Origin of the sequence: Thaumasiovibrio clandestinus (assembly GCF_047250365.1) — a bacterium.
Taxonomy (GTDB): domain Bacteria; phylum Pseudomonadota; class Gammaproteobacteria; order Enterobacterales; family Vibrionaceae; genus Thaumasiovibrio.
In genome coordinates this window covers 1-19,895 of sequence record NZ_JBLBVL010000001.1, presented here as the reverse complement: position 1 = coordinate 19,895, position 19,895 = coordinate 1, and the positions used below count along the sequence as shown (strand labels likewise).

The 19,895-nt window shown below is 43.8% G+C and carries 18 protein-coding genes; 6 read left to right on the top strand and 12 right to left on the bottom strand.

The genetic code is table 11. From position 1 onward, the window contains the following. Positions 1–55: 55 nt before the first annotated feature. Positions 56–922: an AraC family transcriptional regulator gene (locus ACKLNH_RS00090; RefSeq protein WP_413110209.1), complete on the bottom strand. Its 867-nt coding sequence runs from the start codon at positions 920–922 to the stop codon at positions 56–58. Between the two features lie 480 nt (positions 923–1,402). Here ACKLNH_RS00090 and ACKLNH_RS00085 point away from each other — a divergent pair, with 480 nt between their 5' ends. Continuing rightward, a complete protein-coding gene (locus ACKLNH_RS00085; protein WP_413110208.1) occupies positions 1,403–2,119 on the top strand; it encodes a DUF6544 family protein in 717 nt (238 codons plus the stop codon). A gap of 440 nt (positions 2,120–2,559) precedes the next feature. On the opposite strand, the gene ACKLNH_RS00080 is transcribed toward ACKLNH_RS00085, so the two are convergent. From ACKLNH_RS00080 to ACKLNH_RS00055, 6 genes are all read right to left on the bottom strand, one after another. After that, the gene (locus ACKLNH_RS00080; protein ID WP_413110207.1) at positions 2,560–3,330 is read right to left on the bottom strand and encodes a SanA/YdcF family protein; all 771 of its coding nucleotides are present in this window, start codon (positions 3,328–3,330) and stop codon (positions 2,560–2,562) included. Positions 3,331–3,483: 153 nt separating this feature from the next. After that, a complete protein-coding gene (locus ACKLNH_RS00075) occupies positions 3,484–5,172 on the bottom strand; it encodes an NAD-dependent malic enzyme (RefSeq protein ID WP_413110206.1) in 1,689 nt (562 codons plus the stop codon). A 197-nt stretch (positions 5,173–5,369) separates the two neighbouring features. Continuing rightward, on the bottom strand, positions 5,370–7,721 hold the full coding sequence (locus ACKLNH_RS00070) for a helicase-related protein (RefSeq protein WP_413110205.1): 2,352 nt from the start codon (positions 7,719–7,721) through the stop codon (positions 5,370–5,372). 81 nt (positions 7,722–7,802) lie between these two features. Then, complete coding sequence (locus tag ACKLNH_RS00065) at positions 7,803–7,955, bottom strand: hypothetical protein (RefSeq protein WP_413110204.1); 153 nt, start codon at positions 7,953–7,955, stop codon at positions 7,803–7,805. A gap of 182 nt (positions 7,956–8,137) precedes the next feature. Then, positions 8,138–8,587: a tellurite resistance TerB family protein gene (locus tag ACKLNH_RS00060; protein ID WP_413110203.1), complete on the bottom strand. Its 450-nt coding sequence runs from the start codon at positions 8,585–8,587 to the stop codon at positions 8,138–8,140. Positions 8,588–8,706: 119 nt separating this feature from the next. Continuing rightward, a complete protein-coding gene (locus tag ACKLNH_RS00055; protein ID WP_413110202.1) occupies positions 8,707–9,561 on the bottom strand; it encodes an AraC family transcriptional regulator in 855 nt (284 codons plus the stop codon). An 87-nt stretch (positions 9,562–9,648) separates the two neighbouring features. Here ACKLNH_RS00055 and ACKLNH_RS00050 point away from each other — a divergent pair, with 87 nt between their 5' ends. Continuing rightward, a complete protein-coding gene (locus ACKLNH_RS00050) occupies positions 9,649–11,040 on the top strand; it encodes an MATE family efflux transporter (RefSeq protein WP_413110201.1) in 1,392 nt (463 codons plus the stop codon). A 65-nt stretch (positions 11,041–11,105) separates the two neighbouring features. Here the strand turns inward: ACKLNH_RS00050 and ACKLNH_RS00045 are convergent, their stop codons facing one another. After that, positions 11,106–11,255 carry a hypothetical protein gene (locus ACKLNH_RS00045; RefSeq protein WP_413110200.1) on the bottom strand — a complete coding sequence of 50 codons (150 nt, stop codon included), beginning with the start codon at positions 11,253–11,255 and terminating at the stop codon, positions 11,106–11,108. On the opposite strand from ACKLNH_RS00045, the gene hrpA reads away from it, so the two are divergent. Next, on the top strand, positions 11,241–15,155 hold the full coding sequence (gene hrpA / locus ACKLNH_RS00040) for an ATP-dependent RNA helicase HrpA (protein WP_413110742.1): 3,915 nt from the start codon (positions 11,241–11,243) through the stop codon (positions 15,153–15,155). The genes ACKLNH_RS00045 and hrpA overlap by 15 nt on opposite strands. Positions 15,156–15,214: 59 nt before the next feature. On the opposite strand, the gene ACKLNH_RS00035 is transcribed toward hrpA, so the two are convergent. Further along, positions 15,215–15,421 (bottom strand): LysE family transporter, encoded by a 207-nt coding sequence (locus ACKLNH_RS00035; protein WP_413110199.1) that lies wholly within the window; start codon positions 15,419–15,421, stop codon positions 15,215–15,217. Between the two features lie 28 nt (positions 15,422–15,449). On the opposite strand from ACKLNH_RS00035, the gene ACKLNH_RS00030 reads away from it, so the two are divergent. Next, positions 15,450–15,632, top strand: a complete 183-nt coding sequence (locus ACKLNH_RS00030) for a hypothetical protein (RefSeq protein ID WP_413110198.1) — start codon at positions 15,450–15,452, stop codon at positions 15,630–15,632. 304 nt (positions 15,633–15,936) lie between these two features. On the opposite strand, the gene ACKLNH_RS00025 is transcribed toward ACKLNH_RS00030, so the two are convergent. Next, positions 15,937–16,353, bottom strand: a complete 417-nt coding sequence (locus ACKLNH_RS00025) for a hypothetical protein (RefSeq protein WP_413110197.1) — start codon at positions 16,351–16,353, stop codon at positions 15,937–15,939. Between the two features lie 244 nt (positions 16,354–16,597). Between ACKLNH_RS00025 and ACKLNH_RS00020 the strand changes: the two genes are divergently transcribed. Together ACKLNH_RS00020 and ACKLNH_RS00015 are read left to right on the top strand one after the other, a co-directional pair. Beyond that, positions 16,598–17,119 (top strand): NADPH-dependent FMN reductase, encoded by a 522-nt coding sequence (locus ACKLNH_RS00020; RefSeq protein WP_413110196.1) that lies wholly within the window; start codon positions 16,598–16,600, stop codon positions 17,117–17,119. 85 nt (positions 17,120–17,204) lie between these two features. After that, positions 17,205–18,530 carry an MATE family efflux transporter gene (locus ACKLNH_RS00015; protein WP_413110741.1) on the top strand — a complete coding sequence of 442 codons (1,326 nt, stop codon included), beginning with the start codon at positions 17,205–17,207 and terminating at the stop codon, positions 18,528–18,530. 61 nt (positions 18,531–18,591) lie between these two features. Here the strand turns inward: ACKLNH_RS00015 and ACKLNH_RS00010 are convergent, their stop codons facing one another. Both ACKLNH_RS00010 and ACKLNH_RS00005 read right to left on the bottom strand, forming a co-directional pair. Next, a complete protein-coding gene (locus ACKLNH_RS00010; RefSeq protein ID WP_413110195.1) occupies positions 18,592–19,314 on the bottom strand; it encodes a DUF445 domain-containing protein in 723 nt (240 codons plus the stop codon). 33 nt (positions 19,315–19,347) lie between these two features. Then, positions 19,348–19,701: a hypothetical protein gene (locus ACKLNH_RS00005; RefSeq protein WP_413110194.1), complete on the bottom strand. Its 354-nt coding sequence runs from the start codon at positions 19,699–19,701 to the stop codon at positions 19,348–19,350. Positions 19,702–19,895 lie beyond the last annotated feature (194 nt).

The window sequence follows — 19,895 nt, the reverse complement described above, 5'->3', positions numbered from 1 at the left end:
GAGACTACAGTCTCATCGAGCATTGCTAGCCCCCTTTGTCTGACGTATCGACGTATTATTGAATTGGTAGATATACTTCGGTCAAGAGATCACACTCATCCACTTCATGTACAAAGTTTTGGTAGCGGAAGAATACAGGGAACTCTCTAAGTTCTTCCCCACTTGCTGGCAGCCATTGTTGATATAGCTGGTAGATAGTCTCTCCAATCGTATCTTGGCTTCCTTTATGTAATACCATGGCGCAACGTCCAGCTGGAATAGTTCCAGCTTTTACGCCGAACTGGTTTTCAGGCACTTCTCCACTATGGCTGCCACAGATATCAAATCGAAATTCTTCTTCAGGCATCTGGCTTGGGTCACCATAAGGAATACCGAACGTTTTGCTGGTTTTAATTGGTGAAAGTCCTGTCGATTTTCGCCATTGAATAAACTTAGCTGCTGTTTCAAAAACTCGTTGTGGGTTTCCTTGGTGAATAACAAAAGCAATAGGTTGCTCAGCAAAATCTACAATATTTACATCCACGATTATCTCTCCTGTGTTAGGTGGACTAAATTCATACTTTGAGTGCCACTGCGGCCACTCTGGCTGGGTTCTGAATTGCGACGGCGTTTGCCCAAAAGTTCTTAAAAACGCCCGACTAAACGCTTCAGAGCTATCAAATTGCGCTTCAAATGCGATGTCCGTAATCGTTATGTTGTTTTCAAATGTTAAACGAAATGACGCTCGTTTAAGCCTTGCTAACAGAACATATTGAGCTGCGCTAATCCCCATAAATGCAGAGAACACTCGCTGAAAGTGATACTTAGAGCAAATTGCAATCTGGCTCAGTAGCTCCAAACTCAACTCATGGTCAAGATGAGTATCGATATACTGACAGACTGTTTGAATTTGTTTTTCTCGACGCTTGGCAGCTCTTGTCATGGGTTAAACTGTCTCAAATCAGAAGGTGTGAACATAGTATGGTTATCCTGCTAGGGTTACATGACCGAAGTTGCGCTTTTCTATGATATCGATACTTGCTTGAAAGGGGTGAGTGAATTAGGCCGCCAGATTAGAGATTTGCGATATCTCTAATAATTCATGAGTTGCTAATTTAGTGAGGCTACTGACTCAGAATTGTCGTTCTTTGGAGTTAGCTCGAACGTAACTTACATTTGCCCCAAAACAAGTTTGGACTCATGATCATCAGATTAACTTAAGTGAGACTTTGCTCAATTTATGTCTCGCAGTATAATCTCATGATTGCATATTGATGATTGTGTTTGAGGCTACCAAGTGATATCAAAGATTGTGTATGTACTAATAGTTGTTGTTTGCATATCGTTAGTGTCTCTCGCTATTCTCAAGTACCGTGATAGCGCTGAACTTGTAAAGGAGTGGAACTCTTTAAAGAGTAAGCCAATGAGTCAAGCTATTTTTAGTAAAGAGTTGATTAAAGACTTGCCAGATGCGGCTAAGCGATATTTTAAATTTGCAATTAGTGAAGGAACACCTCTTTTTCCTCATGCTGAAATTGATATGAAAGGTGAGTTCAGCTTAGGTTCTAAAGAATCTCCAGAATATATGACTATGTCAGCTAGCCAGATTCTTGCCGCTCCAGAAGGCTTCATTTGGCAGTCACGATTTGATAGTAAGCTGCCTATTTCTGGATCAGATTCTAGTAAGTGGACCCGTTTTAATCTGCTTGGTTTATTTCCAGTAGCACGTGCTGGCTATAGCTTAGACCATAGAAGATCTGCTTTTGATAGGTATATGGCTGAGTCTGCATTTTGGACTCCCGGATTTTTGTTACTTCACCCGGATACAGTGTGGCATGATGTGGGCTCTGAACATATGAAAGTAACTCTTAATCATGAAAACATGTCTATAACGCTTAACTTGCTGATATCTGAAACCGGAATGCCTGTTGAAATACACTTTAATCGGTGGACGAATGCGAACCCCGAAGGGAAGTATCGAAGTCAGCCATTTGGTGGGAAGTTATCTGATTTTCGTGATATTGGAGGTTATAAAATCCCGTTTTATGTTGAAGCTGGGAATATGTATGGAGAATCAGAGTACTTCCCATTTTTCAAAGCGCAAGTCACCGATTTTCGCTTTATAACCGCGACGAATTAGAAAGCTAAGTTGAATTAGAGCACTCAACGAACTCCTCTGTGGTGGATGAGTTGCTTTAGCCGATCTAAAAGAGGTTCTGCAATACCTGAGATTATTCGTCAAATGCTAATTTAGCAAAACCACTGACACACTTTTGTCCAAAAGTTTGTTGCGCGGGGTTATGGTGACAACTTGAACAGTGGCGGTGTGATTGTATGATGCTAAGGAGTCACTATAAGGAGGAGTATATTCATAGCATAGCGCTGGCTAGCAACAAAATGTCGAGAATTGCTTTGATCGACTTGGTGAGATAGTTGAGACTTTCGGGGTGATTTTCTCAGGTTTTGGTTAGAGAAAGGGCTTTTTGTTGATCTCATGATTCATAAAATAAAATTAAGTCTTGAATGTTAAAGTGCAAAGTAAGCCCATTGTTCTTTAATAAGCCTTCGGAGATGGAAGCGCTAGGGTAGCGGTTGTTCAGGGGGAAGAGCAGGTTTCTCAGTTGTCTCGATAATTTCTTGCGTGTCGATAGTTTCTGGCGTGTCGGTATCATCACTGGCTTCGATGAGTTCATCGCTATCAATTGGAATGGGGTCGCCAAGAAATTTAGGTTGCTTATCGAGGACGTAGACATCAAGCAGGGCATTCGCCCTTGCAAGTACTTCCCTTAGTCGAATTTTAAACCCTGCGTAGCCTCCCGGCATCGGAGCAACAAAACAGATAGCATCAATATCATAATGCTCAGCAATAAATAGGGCACGTTCACAGTGAAAGCGCTGTGTAATGATAACTAATTCATTGGCTTCGAAGATCTTGTTTGCTCTAACAACAGAATCTAGCGTTCGAAAACCCGCATAATCAAGAACGATATCTTTTTCAGGGATGTCTGCCTTGAGGAAATCTCGTTTCATGGTCCATGGTTCGTTGTATGAACGATGGGCATTGTCACCACTTAACAATAATGTGTGCACTTTGCCTGCTTTGTATAACGCAAGCGCACTGTCTATTCGATGCTGATAAAACCAATTTAGTGTCCGGCCTATGTATTTACTGGTTCCAAGCACCATGCCTATGCGGCGTTCTGGAATGTCGTTGATGTTGTCATAGACATCATGTCGGTATCGAAAGCTGATCCACTGATCAAGAGAGATTAACGCTGCACCGCCGGATAGAATCATCACGAGAAAAACAAGTAAAGTATGACGCAAATGAGTAAGAGTTAGGTACTTCATTGAGTTAATGTGCCTTGTGAATCAGCATGCGATTTAGTGAAAACTCATTGCAGTATAATCTTATTTCGTGTTTGAGCGAAGTAACATTTTGAATTATAACAAAATGAAAAAGCCACCTTGCGGTGGCTTCAATTCGTATGCGCTTAAGCGGAATTAGAAAGATGTACGCTTATAACGGCGGTACAGTGGCTTCCAGAAGTTTTGTTCAATTTTCTCTTTTAAGCGTTCATCGGTGTTCTTGGATGCTTTGCCCTGTAACATCGCTTGTTTTGCGACTGCAAAAGCAATGTGCTTCGAAACATGATGAATGTCTTCTAGTGGCGGTAGTAGGGCACCTTCACCAGATAATGCCATCGGAGAGCATTCCGCAAGTGCTCGGCTTGCTTCCATCAACATTTCGTCGGTAACACGGGTTGCATTAACAGCCAATACGCCTAGACCGATGCCTGGGAAGATGTAGCTGTTGTTACACTGTGCGATAGGGAAACGCTTACCGTTGTAGCTCACTGGTTCAAATGGGCTACCCGTTGCAACTAAAGCGTTACCGTCTGTCCAGCGGATAATGTCTTCTGGCGTTGCCTCTACGCGACTTGTCGGGTTAGATAGAGGGAAAACAATCGGCTTTTCACAATGCGCGTACATCTCTTTGATGACATCTTCACTAAATAGCCCTGGTACGCCAGAAACACCAATCAGAACGGTTGGTTTTGCATTTCGCATGACATCGATCAGTGAAATACCGCTATCATCAGATGCCCACCCATCAACAATATTTTGTTTTTGAACGAGTTTCTTTTGAAAATCTAGAAGGTTTGGCATCTTATCTGTCAGAAGACCCCAACGGTCAACCATGAAGATACGCTCACGCGCTTGGGCTTCCGTTAAACCTTCAGCAACCATTTGCGCGATAATAGCTTCGGCAATACCACAGCCAGCAGAACCTGCACCAACAAATGTAACGGTTTGATCAGATAGTTTTTTGCCTGCAGCACGGCTTGCTGCTAGTAGAGAGCCGACTGAGACTGAAGCGGTACCTTGAATATCATCATTAAAGCAGCAGAAACGATCTTTGTATTCTTCAAGAAGAGGCATTGCATTCTTTTGAGCAAAGTCTTCAAACTGAATCAACGCTTCTGGCCAACGGCGTTTAACCGCTAGCATGAACTCTTCTACAAATTCGTTGTATTCGTCACCGCTGATTCGAGGATGGCGCCAACCCATGTACATTGGGTCTGATAGGCGTTGCGGGTTATTGGTACCTACATCAAGCACAATTGGTAGCGTATAAGCTGGGCTGATACCACCACATGCGGTATAAAGTGCCAGTTTACCAATTGGGATGCCCATGCCGCCGATACCTTGGTCACCAAGACCTAAAATACGCTCACCATCAGTAACAACAATCACTTTTACGTTTTGACGAGAAGCATTGTTAAGCATGTCGTCGATACGGTCACGGTTCGGGTATGAGATGAACAACCCGCGAGCACGACGATAGATATTAGAGAAATTCTCACAGGCGGCACCAACTGTTGGTGTATAGATGATAGGCATCATCTCTGTGATGTGGTTTTGAATAAGACGGAAATAGAGTGTCTCATTGGTATCTTGAATATTGCGTAGATAGATGTGCTTATCTATATCATTTTCAAATTCGCAATACTGCTTGTAAGCACGCTCGGCTTGCTCTTCAATCGACTCGATAGCCTCAGGCAGTAAGCCTTCAAGGTTGAAGAACATACGCTCTTCTGTAGAGAAAGCGCTTCCTTTGTTTAGCAGTGGTGTTTCAAGCAGAGCTGGGCCTGCATATGGGATATATAATGGACGTTTTGAGTTATTCATGAAGGCACGGTTATTGTGTAGAACAGGAGCAAGGATAGTAACGCTAAATGAATATATTGCAAAGCATCAATAAGCTCATTTTATGCAATTTTAATTGTTGTTTTCGTAAATGTGCGATCTAATCCAATAAATTGGCGTAAATGCTGACCAGAAGGGCCAAGATCCCTTCTGAAATGGTTATTAGTGCTTCTGTTTTGTTAACGAATGTCGATAATGCGGCTGGCTTTTCGGTATTGAATTTTCCATCCTTTCCAGTTGGGTAGTTCCCATCGCTTTGGACCAGTCTTACGTTTGCCACTATGGTAAACCACAGTCACACGTTTACCTTTGCCTGCGTACTCTACGTCGAGATTTAGATCGGCTAACTGCAAATAACGAGGATAAAGCGCATCAAAATCTGCACGTTCCCAATCGGGTATCCCTTCAAAAATAAAGTCATCTGCACTGAACATGGCTAAGTCTTCAATATCGTCAAGCTCTAAGGCGATAAGCTGTGTTAATAACCATTGTTCTGGGTCGGTATAGCTCACAGCGTGATGAGGTGAACAGTCTGCCAGTTCCTGATAGAGGTTCCATTGCAGAATGTCGTACTTAATTTTATTGAAAAGCTCCGGAAGCAATTGATTCTTTTTGATCAGTATTAACGCTGCTTCGGCAACATTATTACTATCTGGCGCGGAAGAAATGGTTTCGATAACGCGACCAGCATAGAGACGTTGCTGCTCGACAACCACCTCTCCCTCTCCCTCTTTTACTTGGCTCTTGGTTAATGTTAGTTCGCCCAAGTCATTGTCAATTAATAGGCGCAGTGGGATAGGGGCGCAACAGGTGGCCAAATTCAGTGTCTGCTTTTTACCTTTGCCAGGCAGGTGAAACTGATCAAATACGATGAAGGCGATATCTTGGTCGCGAACGCGGCTTTCTCGTGCTGCGGTCACTTCGCTGTCGCCATTACCCATGGCGTCATGTCGTCGTTGACGGCGGACAAACACCAATTCTGGTGCTGCAGCAATGATGGCATTGAGCCACTTTTCTCGAGGAAGGCGACTGGCAGCATCAAGGTGTGGGAGTGATAATGCCTCACGAATTTGATGAGTATTTTGGCGCGCTTCTCTAATGCTATCTGGGCTTAGCGTTAACTGATCACTGACGTTTCCTCTGACAGCTTGAATCAGACAGTTTGCATCACAGTGTAACGGGTCCCATAGATCTAATACTTCTCTATTTTCTTCATCGGTCGGCAGCGTGTATAAGCGTTGCGGTACACTCAGTGCGCTGGCGAGATCAACCATCGCTTCTTGGGTTGCTTTGTCTGGCATTGCTGTAATTAAGTGAGCAAACAGCGGGTCGATTGGTAAAGGGTAAAGTTTTTCACCGTGTGGGGTGATCGTGCCACTTTCATCAATGGCTGCCATTGCTTGCAGCCGTTCAGTCGCTTGCTCACTGGTTTTAGCGGGTAAAGGTTCCAATAACGGTAAGTCTGCTAATCGGTATCCACAGGCCGCCGCTGCTAACATAGGTTCGATAAGCTCTTCTCGTTGCATATCTGGCGGTGTGACCGCTTCTAATGGAGCGGACGCGCCGTAGAGTCGTACACAAAGCCCATGACTGACTCGTCCAGCTCGCCCTTTTCTCTGCTCTGCGCTGGCTTGAGAGATGCGATGCAAACTCAGCACGGTTCGACCATTGCGCTGATGAGTACGGCGTTCTAAGCCTGAGTCAATGATGAGCGTAACACCAGGGATGGTAAGTGATGTTTCTGCCACGTTGGTTGCTAATATAATGCGCCGATAATCGGTTGGCGGAGCGAGTGCTTTCTGGCGCTCATCGTCACTGACACTGGCGTGTAATGGAATGACATCTGCATTGATGGAAGACAGTATGCTTTGGCATTGTTGGATCTCTTTTCTGCCCGGAAGAAAAACCAGAACATCGCCTTTAGTTTGCGGCATATAGCTGGCTATCGCCTCTTTTACTTTCGCGTCTAGTTGACGGCTATCAGGATCGGTACGAATGTCATGAGCAAAATGAGTAACATCGACATCGTAGCAGCGCCCATGGGCTTTTAAGACTTGGCCGTTAATATAGTCACCGAATTTTTGACTATTGAGCGTGGCAGAGGTGACAACTAAACGGTGTTGGTTGTGTTGTTTTAACAACGAAAGCAGTAAATCTGTATCCCAACGACGTAGGTGCATTTCATCAATAATGACGACATCATAATCTTGAAGTTGATTTTCACTGTACCAACGTAGTGCAACACCGGGTGTAACAAAAACACTTCGAGAGTGAGCCGAGAAATGAGCTTCGAACTTGACGGCATAACCAATACTTTCGCCAACTGACTCTGATTGCTGTTTCGCTAAGTACTGTGCTAATGATGTACACGCAATCCGTCTCGGTTGAACAACTAAGACGCGGCCAGCTTGTTGCGCCCAAATAGGTAGGCGTGTTGACTTTCCAGATCCGGTTTCTGCTTCAACCACGACGTGGTGTTGAGAGAGGGTTGTGATGAATTCATCTTTAAGAATATCAATGGGTAATTGCATGGTAAGCCGTTCATATGTCACGAATGGCTAAAGTGTACATTAGCTGTATCACAGAATGAAATGGAAACGGCGATTGTGCAGTTAATGCAGTAGCTCTTGTATACCGCTGGCAAAATGGCGGATAGTATCAAGATGCTCTTGGCGTAGCTCTTTTGCAATTTCAAAATCGGAGGTAGTGATAAAATAGAAATAGCAAATCAAGCCTATTACTGCCCAAAATAGTACTCTTGTCATGCTAACCTCCTTACTTATTCATTAGCATCTTAGCATGCAGCGTGTAAGGAAAAGTACTGAAAAAGTTGATGGTGCAGCGATGTTGCATGATTCTAATTTTTAATAAAAATTGCTCGGTTTATAATGACGTATTGAGATTAATACACTCTTCATATCATCGAGACAATTAAGGCTTTAATCGACTAAGCAGACTGAACAGACAGCTTAGCGCGGATGTACTCACTGTGGTCGAGGTAGATTAAGTCGGCTACTTGGCGAATAACGGCTTCTTCTAATGGGTCTAATACACCATCAGCATAGGCAACTTGCCACATGGCTTCGATAAGGAGGTAACGTTCGTCCTGCCCAAGTTCGCGTAACTTCGACGTGAAATCGTATAAAGAGATGGCTTTCTCGCTATGACTTTTTGCTTGTTGTAATAACATTGACGCTTCTTGCTCTGTTATGTCTAGCAGCAGTTGTAGCTGGTGGATTTTAGCAAGATGCTCTTTTTCATCAATGGTGTTGTCGGCACGCGACACTTCGCAAAGGAGACTCGCCATCGCTAAATTCATTGTTGGCGTATCAATCGCACCACTACTTGCACTCTCGTTAGCGAGCTGACGAAAAAGAATTTTAAGTTGTTTAAACATTACATTCTATCCACTGATGACTATGGGTTTCTTTATATACCGGATCGTATATATGATGCAAATGGTGGCGGCATCTTGCTTTCCCTTTATAGGCAGTTTTGTTGTTGACTAAATACGCGCTATTGCCCAAAACGTTGCCGATACTGTCTTGGTGTTAAGGTACTCCATTTTTTGAACCTTGTGCTGAAGTTTGCAGGATTAGGGTAGCCTATTGACTCACAAATATGCTGGATAGGGTAGTCAGAGCTGATCAACATTCTGCTGGCATGCTCCATGCGAAGGTGAGTCAGTTGTGCCATAGGTGTACGCCCTAAATGCTGTTGACAGAGCCGATGAAAGTGAGGCTCTGAACATGGATGAATGGCGGCGAGATCAGCGATTGACCAATTACGATGAAGCTGTTGCTGTACACGTTGGAACACTTTTTGTAGCCGAATTTGTCCATTTGTCATTGCGCTGGGTAGGCGATGCGTTACCAAGAGCCGCAGTTGTTCAACCTGCAGAGCTGTCATCTGTTGCTCAAGCGGATAACCACTATGCATACTGTGGTGAATACAGTCGATGATCTTTTTGACTAACCCTGCATTGGCACTGTCTTGAAACTGCACACCATTCGGTAACTGCTCAGCTAAGTGTCCTTGTGGTTCAATGATCATCCAGCAACTGTCCCAGCGTTCACTGTTTAACGTAATGCGGTGCGGAATATGTGCGGGCAGATAGATAACTGTATTGGCGGTAAGATGATGCTCACTATTAGGCGTTGTGACGATACCACTACCATGAATACTAAACAGTACAATCTGTTTTTCAGGATTGGAACGTGAGATATCAAATGTCTCGCATGCATCGGTATAACCGCACTGAGTGATTTGATTAAGTTCTAGCGCATAAAGCTGACTATGGTCAATAATCAGCTGTTTGGATTTTTCTGATATGTATAGATGTTCCGGCCAAACCATTTGATAGTCTCGCAAAAGTTTTTGTTGCCTTAGAATAAGAGATTATTATCACGAACGCGTATGATCACTGTCACAAAGCCGCGATAAAGAGGAGGGCAAAAAATGCATACGTGGAAATCTTCAGCCGATAAGCAGTTCTGGCATAAAACAATGCGGTTAGCACTGCCAGTGTCGGTGCAATGCATGTTATTTGCCGTCCTTGGGTTGGTCGATATTTTAATGGTATCGCAACTTGGAGAGTCGCATGTAGCGGCAGTGGGCGTCGGGAACCGAATTTTCTTCTTCAACCTGCTTCTTATTGTTGGTGCGAGTGGTGCGGTTAGCGTATTGGCGTCTCAGTTTTTTGGGGCTGGAAACATGCAAGGCGTAAGAAGAACACTCTTGCAAACGTGGGTAATATCAGTTGTTTTTAGCATTCCGTTTGCGTTGCTTTATACTTTTATTCCACGTGAAATTGTTCAAGTGGTTGCTGATGATAGTGCTTTTGTCGATTCTGCCACCCAGTACTTGATGATCACTGGGTGTAGCATCATGGCGACAGCCGTTGTGGTGCCATTAGAAGCGGCACTGCGCTCGGTTGGAGAAGCGCGTTTGCCTACTGTTATTGGCTTTATTGCTGTCGGCATTAATGCAAGCTTGAATGCGTTACTAATTTTTGGTCTGTTTGGTTTTCCTGAATTGGGTGTCGCAGGGGCAGCTATTGGTACGACGATCTCTCGATTGATCCAAACAGTTATCCTTGTTTGGGTGGCGAAACGCCATTATGAAGATATTTTTCCAAAAGTTTCAGAGTTCAAGTTGGCGTGGGAGTTAAAGGCACGTAGAAAGTACTTAAAGGTCGCACTACCGATGATTATTCATGATGCGGGTTGGGCCGTGGGTATATTGGTATATAACCTTATTGTTGGTCAGCTAGGTGTGACTGAACTGGCGATCATCAGTTTGTTATCACCGATAGAAGGGGTGCTTATTTCTGCCTTTATTGGTTTTGCAGTAGCGGCAGCGACGTTGCTAGGGCATGAACTTGGCGCAGAAAACTATGAGCGTGCTTTCCATCAATCATGGTGTTTAATTGCATGCAGTGTTTTGCTCGCTCTGATTGTTGCGTTGAGTATTTTAACGTTAAACCAGCAGGTGCGGTTTTTACTGGCGGCGGCCAATATGCCAAATGTCGATTTAGCTCTAAATGTCACCCTGATCATGTCGATTGGGCTGAGTTTAAAAGTGTTCAATATGGTCGGTATTGGTGGGGTGCTTAAGAGTGGTGGCGACATAAAATACACTATTTTTATTGATCTGTTTGCACAATGGGGTGTGGGGATCCCACTCGCGTTTTATACCGGCTTGGTGTTGGGCTGGCCACTCCATTGGGTGATGGGCATTATCTTAACCGAAGAAGTGGTAAAAATAGGGCTTACTTCGCATCGGATTATTGGTCGTCGTTGGTTGAATAATTTGGTTAAAGATGAAACTGTCGTATCGGTTGCTGCTTAACGTCCGGCTTAATGGATAATTGGTCTGATATACGAAAGCTTTAAGGTCTGCGCCTTAAGGCTTTTTTAGTCTTTGCCGCCAGTTTCGCTTAATAACCATTTGCCAAATAAGGCATAGGATACGACGCCGTTTATCATACCTTCTCTGCCTATTTGTGCTAAAATCCGCTCAATTTTCTCCAGTAAAACAGATAACCAGGGATCATTTTGAGTCATACGCCTTCCGATTCTGTTCAGAATAATGAAAAAACGCTTCGCGCAGCCCTAAAAGACTGCATGATCCGTGATCGCTTTCGTCTTCTAAAACGCATTCAAGGTGCATCACGCATTAAGAAACAAGAAGCGAAGCTCGCTGTCTTTGATGAGATAGCACTAGATATTGCCAAGTCGATGCAAGTCGCGCAGTTGCGTGAGGCAAATCGTCCAAGCATCACTTATCCAGAGCTCTTGCCTGTTAGTCAGAAAAAAGACGATATCGCTGAAGCGATCGCCAATCATCAAGTGGTGATTGTGGCGGGTGAAACTGGCTCGGGAAAAACGACCCAGTTACCTAAAATTTGCTTAGAGCTAGGTCTAGGTAAGTTTGGAACCATTGGTCATACCCAGCCACGTCGACTCGCTGCCAGATCGGTCGCTAACCGAATTGCCGAAGAGCTGCATACCGAGATGGGTGATGCTGTCGGGTATAAAGTACGATTTAATGATCAGGTATCGGAGAATACTCAAGTCAAATTGATGACGGATGGTATTCTTCTCGCCGAGATCCAAAATGACCGCTTCTTGAATCAATATGACACCATCATTATCGATGAAGCGCACGAGCGAAGCCTAAATATCGACTTCATCATGGGCTATTTACGTGAACTACTACCAAAGCGTCCAGATTTAAAGATAATTATTACCTCGGCAACCATTGATCCGGAACGTTTCTCTAAACATTTTAATAATGCGCCAATTATTGAAGTGTCAGGGCGCACATACCCAGTAGAAGTACGCTATAACCCGGTTAACGACGACGGTGAAGAGACAGAGCGAGATCAGCTGCAAGCAATCTTTGATGCAGTCGATGAGCTGTGTGATGAAGGCTTGGGTGATATTCTTATCTTCATGAACGGTGAGCGAGAAATCCGTGATACCGCCGATGCCTTGAATAAACGTAATCTGCGAGATACGGAAATACTGCCGTTGTATGCGCGTTTGTCGGCTAATGAGCAGAACCGCGTCTTCCAATCACACCGTGGACGGCGGATTGTTCTGGCAACGAACGTGGCGGAAACGTCTCTGACCGTGCCAGGTATCAAGTACGTTATTGACCCGGGTACAGCAAGAATTAGCCGATACAGCTATCGAACTAAAGTTCAGCGCTTACCAATCGAACCGATCTCTCAAGCCAGCGCAAACCAGCGTAAAGGCCGTTGTGGGCGTGTGCAAGAGGGTATCTGTATTCGGCTCTATTCGGAAGATGACTTTTTGTCTCGTCCGGAATTTACCGATCCTGAGATTTTACGCACCAACCTCGCATCCGTTATCTTACAGATGACCGCGATTGGCTTGGGAGATATTGAAGCTTTCCCGTTTGTTGAAGCGCCAGATCGTCGTCACATTCAAGATGGTGTGCGTCTCCTGCAAGAGTTAGGGGCGATTAACGACAATGCCAAAGATCCGCGTAAGCGTCTAACCAAATTAGGGCAGCAATTATCGCGTTTGCCTATCGACCCACGTTTAGCGCGTATGGTTATTGAAGCGGACAAGTATGGTGCGCTTAATGAAGTGATGATCATTGCTGCGGCGCTCTCGATTCAAGACCCGCGTGAACGTCCGATGGAGAAACAACAAGCATCGGACGAAAAACATCGCCGTTTCTTTGATAAAGAGTCTGACTTCTTAAGTTTCGTTAACTTATGGGGTTACATTCAAGAGCAACAGAAAGCCCTGAGTTCGAGTCAATTCCGTAAACAGTGTAAGAAAGATTACCTCAATTACCTGCGTGTACGCGAATGGCAAGATGTTCATTATCAGATTCGTCAAGTGGCTCGTGAGCTAGATTTGCGTAAGAATGATGAGGCTGCCAGTTATCAAAGTGTTCATACTGCGCTGTTGGCGGGTATGTTGTCGCATATCGGTGTGAAAGATCAGGAAAAGAACGAGTATCAAGGCGCCCGCAATGCGCGATTCAATATTTTTCCGGGTTCAGCCATTTTTAAAAAGCAGCCTAAATGGGTGATGGTCGCAGAGCTGGTTGAAACATCGAAGCTATGGGGAAGGGTGGGTGCAAAGATCCAGCCAGAGTGGGTAGAGCCACTGGCCCAGCATTTAATCAAACGTAGCTATAGTGAGCCACATTGGGAGAAGAAGTCGGCCGCTGTTCATGCCTTTGAAAAAGTGACACTGTACGGTATTCCGATTATTCCTAAGCGTAAGGTTAATTATGGTTCGATTGATTCAGTTCTGTCGCGTGAACTGTTTATTCGTTCTGCATTGGTTGAAGGTGATTGGGAAACCAAACATGGTTTCTTTAAGCAGAATCAGAAGTTAATTCGTGAAGTTGAAGAGTTAGAGCATAAATCACGTCGCCGAGATATTTTGGTAGATGATGAGGCTCTCTTTGCCTTCTACGATCAACGTATCGATTTGAACGTTGTGTCGGGTCGCCATTTCGACTCGTGGTGGAAGAAAGCGCGACAAAAAGACGCAGACTTACTGAACTTTGAAAAAGAGATGTTATTCCGTGGTGATGCGAGCCATATTACCGATCTTGATTATCCGAACTTTTGGCATCAGGCCGGCTTAAAATTAAAGCTAAGCTATCAGTTTGAACCAGGAGAGGATAGTGATGGTGTCACTGTTCATGTGCCACTGCCTGTACTTAATCAGGTCGAGATGGACGGCTTCGACTGGCAGATCCCAGGATTGCGCCATGAATTGGTTGTCGCGTTGATCAAATCACTCCCGAAACCAGTGCGTCGTAATTTTGTGCCTGCGCCAAATTATGCTGATGCAGCTCTAACACGCTTAGAACCTTTGGCGATGCCGTTATTAGACGGGTTAGAGAAGGCGCTAAAGCAGATCACGGGTTATACCATTCTGCGTGACGACTGGAAACTCGACGCCGTTCCTGACCATCTAAAGGTAACGTTTAGGGTAGTTGATCACCGTAATCGTAAACTGAAAGAGAGCAAAGACCTTTATAGCCTAAAAGAAGGGCTAAAAGAGAAGGTGCAGGAGACGTTGTCGAAGGTGGCTGACGATGACATCGAACAGCAAGGTTTACGCCATTGGACTTTTGGTGCCTTGCCTGAACGATACCAACAAAAACGGGGGGGCTTTGAAGTTAAAGCCTACCCAGCGCTGGTGGATGATAAAGATTCAGTTAGCATCAAGCTTTTTGAAACACCAGAAGAGCAGATGAACGCGATGCGACAAGGGCAACGCCGTTTAATTTTACTGAATGTGCCTTCGCCGATTAAGTACCTTCATGCGAACTTGCCGAACAAGTCCAAACTGGGTCTATATTTCAACCCGTATGGAAAAGTACTGGATTTGATCGACGACTGTATTGCGTGTGGTATTGATAAACTGCTTGAGTCGCAAGGCGGCGTCGCATGGAATGGCGATGACTTCGAAGCGCGTAAAGAGTATGTGAGAGCTGAGCTTGGCGATACGGTGGTTGACGTAGCCCAACAAGTCGAAGCCATTCTTACCACCGCTTTTCAGATCAATAAGAAGCTGAAAGGGAAGGTGGATCTTTCAATGGCATTTGCGTTGTCAGACATAAAAGCACAGGTTCAGAGCCTAATTTTTAAAGGATTTGCGACTGAGTGTGGTTGGAGACGATTGCCAGACATTCTTCGTTATATGAAAGCCATAGAGAGAAGAATGGAAAAGCTGCCGATTGACCCGAACCGCGATCGCGTGCATATGTTGAAGGTCGAATCGATCACTTCGGCTTATAAAGAGTTGTTGAACAAGATACCGAAAGGTCAGCCAACGCCAGAGCCCGTGCAAGAGATCCGTTGGATGCTTGAAGAGTTACGGGTGAGCTATTTTGCCCAACAACTGGGCACACCGTACCCAATATCTGATAAGCGAATTAAGAATGCTATCGATGCCTGTTAATTAATTGGCCGTAGGTGTTAACAACGAAAAGCCAGCCCTTTGGGGCTGGCTTTGTTGTATTAGTCAGCAAAGGTTAATAGCAGCTGGCTGGCAATGAAATACATTAGTAGACCAACGAAGAGATCGATCATCACTTTGATTTTTGCTTTGCTAAGAATGTGCGCCATTTTGGCCGCACTAAGGGAAAGTGCGTAGAACCAAACAAAAGAGGCAAGCATCGCACCAGACGCAAATACGCTGCGCTCGTCTGATGCGTTTGTCACCATCGCCAAGCTGGGACTGGCCTACAGTATTATGCCTGCAATTCAAGTCGAGAATGAGCTAGCCAGTGGTGACTTGGTCAATGTTTTACCAAGTTATTCGTATCACCTAAACTTGTATTGGCACCACTGGGCTTTAGAGAGCGGTGTGATTGCAGAGGTGTCGCGCAACCTCATTGACGATGCAAGGCAGATCCTGCCTCAAACGCTGAGCTAAGTTCTCTATATTTGACGCTATTTTTAAGAAGATTGAATTTTAGATGACTATCATCTTATGAACACAAGCCCTAACGCACTATAACTTGTGCCGTTGTGACCAATATTAAAAGCAACTGAATATAAATAAACCTTATCAACTAACAACATAACACAGCTTAATAGTAATAAAATAGGAGTACATCGCGCCATTTTACTCATTAACCTAGTCGTTACGAGGTCACTTTATCTGTCTTGAGGAAGGGCTTTATACTAAAAAAGCTGACTTACTTGGCCAGCTTTTTTGTGTTCAATGCGAGAGCTTATTAGGCAATTACATTCTTAAAGTTCTTTTTTTTCTTTTTCAAATAATCCACATCAGGTGGGAAATCTTTGTTGGATTTAGCATGCTTCATCATGTCAAAGACTTGGAACTCAGCTAAAATCGCATACTGATAGCCAGCGAAATTAGGATCATTTTCCTGCAGGGTAGGGTCAAAATATTGCTCTCCCTTGCGAATAATCGCGTGGTCTACTGGGGGGGTTTCACCACGATATCCCAATACATAGCGCTCTCCTTTGCCATAAATGACATTCATATAGCTATTGAAGAAGCATTCATCTTCTTTCGCGGTGCAAGTCGCTAGATCATCTTCGCTCATTGGCTCTACATTCACGATGCGCACTTTGTCACCATGGTAGCCGAGTTGGGTAAGGTGTTGTCTGAATTCTTGTTCTGTCACAGTAGCACTACTTTTACGTAAAATAACAAGCAAAGTATACAAAGTCTTATGCTTATTGTCAGTGTCAATATGAACACGGCACAGTCAATAGAGCAAAATAGATGTTCCTACTCTTATCGCAGTTTTAATCTTAACAAACTTGTTTAAAAATCTTGAACGTGTTGGTACAAAGTTCCCTCTTTAATGTTAATGTTGGTTTAGTAAAATAGGGAATACATTATTTAAATGCAATAGGGGATTTTTTATGAACGTTCTAGGTTTTGCCGCATCGAATAGTAAACAATCAATTAATAAGCAGCTGGTTGGCTACGCAACATCGCTCTTTCAAAGTGCGAATATTGAATTAATTGATATCAATGATTTTGAAATGCCCCTATACAGCGTTGATAGGGAGCAAGAATCTGGAACGCCACAACGGGCTAAGGATTTTATTCAAAAAATTGATCAGGCCGATATCATCGTTGTATCGTTAGCAGAGTATAATGGTTCTTATACCGCTGCATTTAAAAACTTATTCGATTGGGCATCTCGAGTACGTGCGAAGGTCTATGAAAACAAACAAGTGGTATTTTTATCAACATCACCTGGGCCTAATGGGGCTCAAAGTGTTCTTGCTTCAGCAGTGACCTCTGCTCCGTATTTTGGCGCAACAGTCGTGGGATCGCTTTCTGTACCTTCGTTTTACGATACGTTTGATGTCGATAATCAAGCGTTACGAGATCCAGTTTTAGTGAAGCAATTAGAAGGGATAATCGACTCCCTTTAAGATGACAAGAGGTCGTGACAATGTCACGACCTCTACCCGTATGTATGCTACATTAGAGTTTTATATTCTATATGATGTCTATCTAATGCAACCGCAATCAAATAAGCCTTCCTTGTTGACTCGTGAGCTTTTTAAAATGACATGGCCAATGCTATTCGGCATTTTGTCATTAATGAGCTTTCAGCTTATAGACAGTGCCTTTATCGGCCAATTGGGGGTATTGCCACTCGCTGCACAAGGTTTTACGCTGCCAGTTCAAATGATCATTATTGGCATTCAGGTTGGCTTAGGCATCGCGACGACTGCCGTTATATCACGAGCAATTGGCGCGAATAAGCAACACTATGCGAAGCAGTTAGGTGGTTTAATTATCACGCTAGGTAGTGTGGGAATGGCCGTGGTTTGCTCTGTTCTTTGGTTGACTAAGCATCCTCTACTACAACTAATGAATGCACCAGATAGCGTATTTCCAATCATCAATACGTATTGGATTTATTGGTTGGTTAGTGCATGGCTTGGTGCAGTATTGTATTTCGGTTATAGCCTTTGCCGTGCGAATGGCAATACCATGCTGCCAGGTGCAGTGATGGTAGCAACAAGCCTAATCAACCTCGTTCTTGACCCTATATTTATTTTTACTCTGGATTTAGGGATTAATGGTGCTGCCATCGCAACCATTGTTTCATTTGCTCTTGGCTCATTTATCGTCTTCCCCCGAGTTACTTCAAAGAACTGGATGGTTTTTAACTGGCATGATTTATCGATACGGAAAAGTTTAGCTGATATCGCTAAAATTATGGCTCCCGCGATGATGAGTCAGCTTTTACCGCCGGTTTCATCTATGTTGGCAACAAAGTTAATTGCTGGGTTTGGTGCTTCTGCGGTTGCCGCATGGGCGTTAGGATCGCGTTTTGAGTTCTTCTCTATTGTCGTTGTGCTTGCTTTAACGATGTCTTTACCGCCAATGGTGGGTCGTTTGTTGGGGGCAGGGAAGTGCGATGAGATCGAACGCCTCGTTATGGTGGCTATACGCTTTATCTTGGTGTTCCAAATGGCAGTTGCTGTTGTGTTATTTGCTATATCTCCGTGGCTATCCGATCTAGCAACCAGCGAGACATCCGTTCAGTCGATTTTGAATATGCATTTAGCCTTGATTCCTTTTAGCTTAGGGCCTTTGGGCGTATGCATGTTATTGGTATCGGTGACAAATGCTTTGGCTTTATCACTAAACGCGTTAATTATATCTGCATTGCGCCTGTTTGCTTTCTATTTACCCTGTTTGTGGATTGGTGCAAGGGTAGGAGAGTTACAAGGCCTGTTTTGGGGGGCGGCAGTCGGCAATATCCTTGCTGGTTTATGCGCTTGGTTTGTCTATAAGCAGGCGATATCAAACCGAAAAAAGAAAGTATAGTTCACTGAAAAATGACAGAGTGATGATAAAACATGCCGGTATTTCGCCGGCATGCTTTTAATTAAGAGATAAAGAGTTGCGAGAAAAACACCGAAATAACGCCAATACATCCACCAAATACGGCGCCCCAAACGACTAACCAGCCAAGATGCTCTTTAATGATGGTTTGTACCATCTCTTTAACGAGCTGCGGCGTTAACTCATTTAGACGCTGATCGATGATAGTTTGAATTTTGATTTGAATATCATGCATCATTTCAGGTCTTTCTAGTTGAGCTACTAGCGCCTGTTTGACATTTTCTTGATATGCTAACGTTGACAATTCTTGCTTCATTTTGCTGATAAATGGCGCTTTTAAAGGGGCTAGGGCATCAGCACCACCAACCATCGCTAGCATACCACCAAAAGGTGATTGGTTTATAACATCAACCAATCCGTCAAATGTTGAATCAAAATTAACGCTTTCTAATACTGGCTCGAGATCAAGTGAGATGTCACTGTGCATTTCATCTTGTAAAAAACGATCAATGTTGGTTTGCGTGAAGAACTCATTCATCATCAACTGTTTGATAGCAAGCTTGAATTCCTCAAAGCGCGCAGGAATCACGCCGGATCCATATAGCCCAGGCACTTTTTCAAACAACATATGCACTGCGAGTAAATTGGTAATTGCGCCTGATAAAGCAAATAGTCCCGCATAAAGCAGGAGACTGTTATTGAAGCTCACACCCAAAGTGAAAATCAAGAATGAAATGATGTTGGCCATCCAACTCTTGTTGTTCATTGCTCTTTAATACCTCTAAAGATTGATATATTGCTATTTAAGTTTCTTTGGTTGAACGAGCTTTAAGCCCGCAGCTTCATAGGTTTCTTTATCCTTGATTTCAAACTGAGAGTAGAAAAACCAAGCAATGAATGCGATCATCTCGTCGCCATCATTCATAACCCATTCAGCAAATTCTTCTTCTTCACCTTGTTCATTAGGCTGCGAGAACACATGATAGATGCGTTTTTGTCCCTCGAGTTCAGCCAGTTGAAACTGTCCACGAAGTGACTTAGCAGCGGCAGAAACTTCTTCTTCCTTTGATTGGCAAAGTTGTTCTAGAATTTCAGGAACGCTAGCTAGGGTGTTTAGCTCGCGAACAAGTAGTTCAAAGTCGGATTGATCCATAGGTACCTCCAAGAAAAAAACGCATTCTACCAGCATTGCTCAGAATGTATTACTTAATTTAGCGTCGTTTCCTTTGTCATCCGCTTTGTGCAATACAACAGGCAACTGAAATATTAATGAATTTATTTCTTTCAGCTAAGGCATCGGTATTGTAAGCAAGAAAGCCTTGCTTTCGCAGTCTACAATACCGATGG

What these genes read in the sequence shown, in the direction of transcription:
- ACKLNH_RS00085 (WP_413110208.1), top strand. Translation starts at nt 1,403, where the DNA reads ATGAGTCAAGCTATTTTTAGTAAAGAGTTGATTAAAGACTTGCCAGAT.
- ACKLNH_RS00090 (WP_413110209.1), bottom strand. Translation starts at nt 922, where the DNA reads ATGACAAGAGCTGCCAAGCGTCGAGAAAAACAAATTCAAACAGTCTGT.
- ACKLNH_RS00020 (WP_413110196.1), top strand. Translation starts at nt 16,598, where the DNA reads ATGAACGTTCTAGGTTTTGCCGCATCGAATAGTAAACAATCAATTAAT.
- ACKLNH_RS00070 (WP_413110205.1), bottom strand. Translation starts at nt 7,721, where the DNA reads ATGCAATTACCCATTGATATTCTTAAAGATGAATTCATCACAACCCTC.
- ACKLNH_RS00005 (WP_413110194.1), bottom strand. Translation starts at nt 19,701, where the DNA reads ATGGATCAATCCGACTTTGAACTACTTGTTCGCGAGCTAAACACCCTA.
- ACKLNH_RS00050 (WP_413110201.1), top strand. Translation starts at nt 9,649, where the DNA reads ATGCATACGTGGAAATCTTCAGCCGATAAGCAGTTCTGGCATAAAACA.
- ACKLNH_RS00015 (WP_413110741.1), top strand. Translation starts at nt 17,205, where the DNA reads ATGCAACCGCAATCAAATAAGCCTTCCTTGTTGACTCGTGAGCTTTTT.
- ACKLNH_RS00075 (WP_413110206.1), bottom strand. Translation starts at nt 5,172, where the DNA reads ATGAATAACTCAAAACGTCCATTATATATCCCATATGCAGGCCCAGCT.
- ACKLNH_RS00035 (WP_413110199.1), bottom strand. Translation starts at nt 15,421, where the DNA reads ATGGTGACAAACGCATCAGACGAGCGCAGCGTATTTGCGTCTGGTGCG.
- ACKLNH_RS00060 (WP_413110203.1), bottom strand. Translation starts at nt 8,587, where the DNA reads ATGTTTAAACAACTTAAAATTCTTTTTCGTCAGCTCGCTAACGAGAGT.
- ACKLNH_RS00080 (WP_413110207.1), bottom strand. Translation starts at nt 3,330, where the DNA reads ATGAAGTACCTAACTCTTACTCATTTGCGTCATACTTTACTTGTTTTT.
- ACKLNH_RS00065 (WP_413110204.1), bottom strand. Translation starts at nt 7,955, where the DNA reads ATGACAAGAGTACTATTTTGGGCAGTAATAGGCTTGATTTGCTATTTC.
- ACKLNH_RS00030 (WP_413110198.1), top strand. Translation starts at nt 15,450, where the DNA reads ATGCCTGCAATTCAAGTCGAGAATGAGCTAGCCAGTGGTGACTTGGTC.
- ACKLNH_RS00010 (WP_413110195.1), bottom strand. Translation starts at nt 19,314, where the DNA reads ATGAACAACAAGAGTTGGATGGCCAACATCATTTCATTCTTGATTTTC.
- ACKLNH_RS00045 (WP_413110200.1), bottom strand. Translation starts at nt 11,255, where the DNA reads ATGACTCAAAATGATCCCTGGTTATCTGTTTTACTGGAGAAAATTGAG.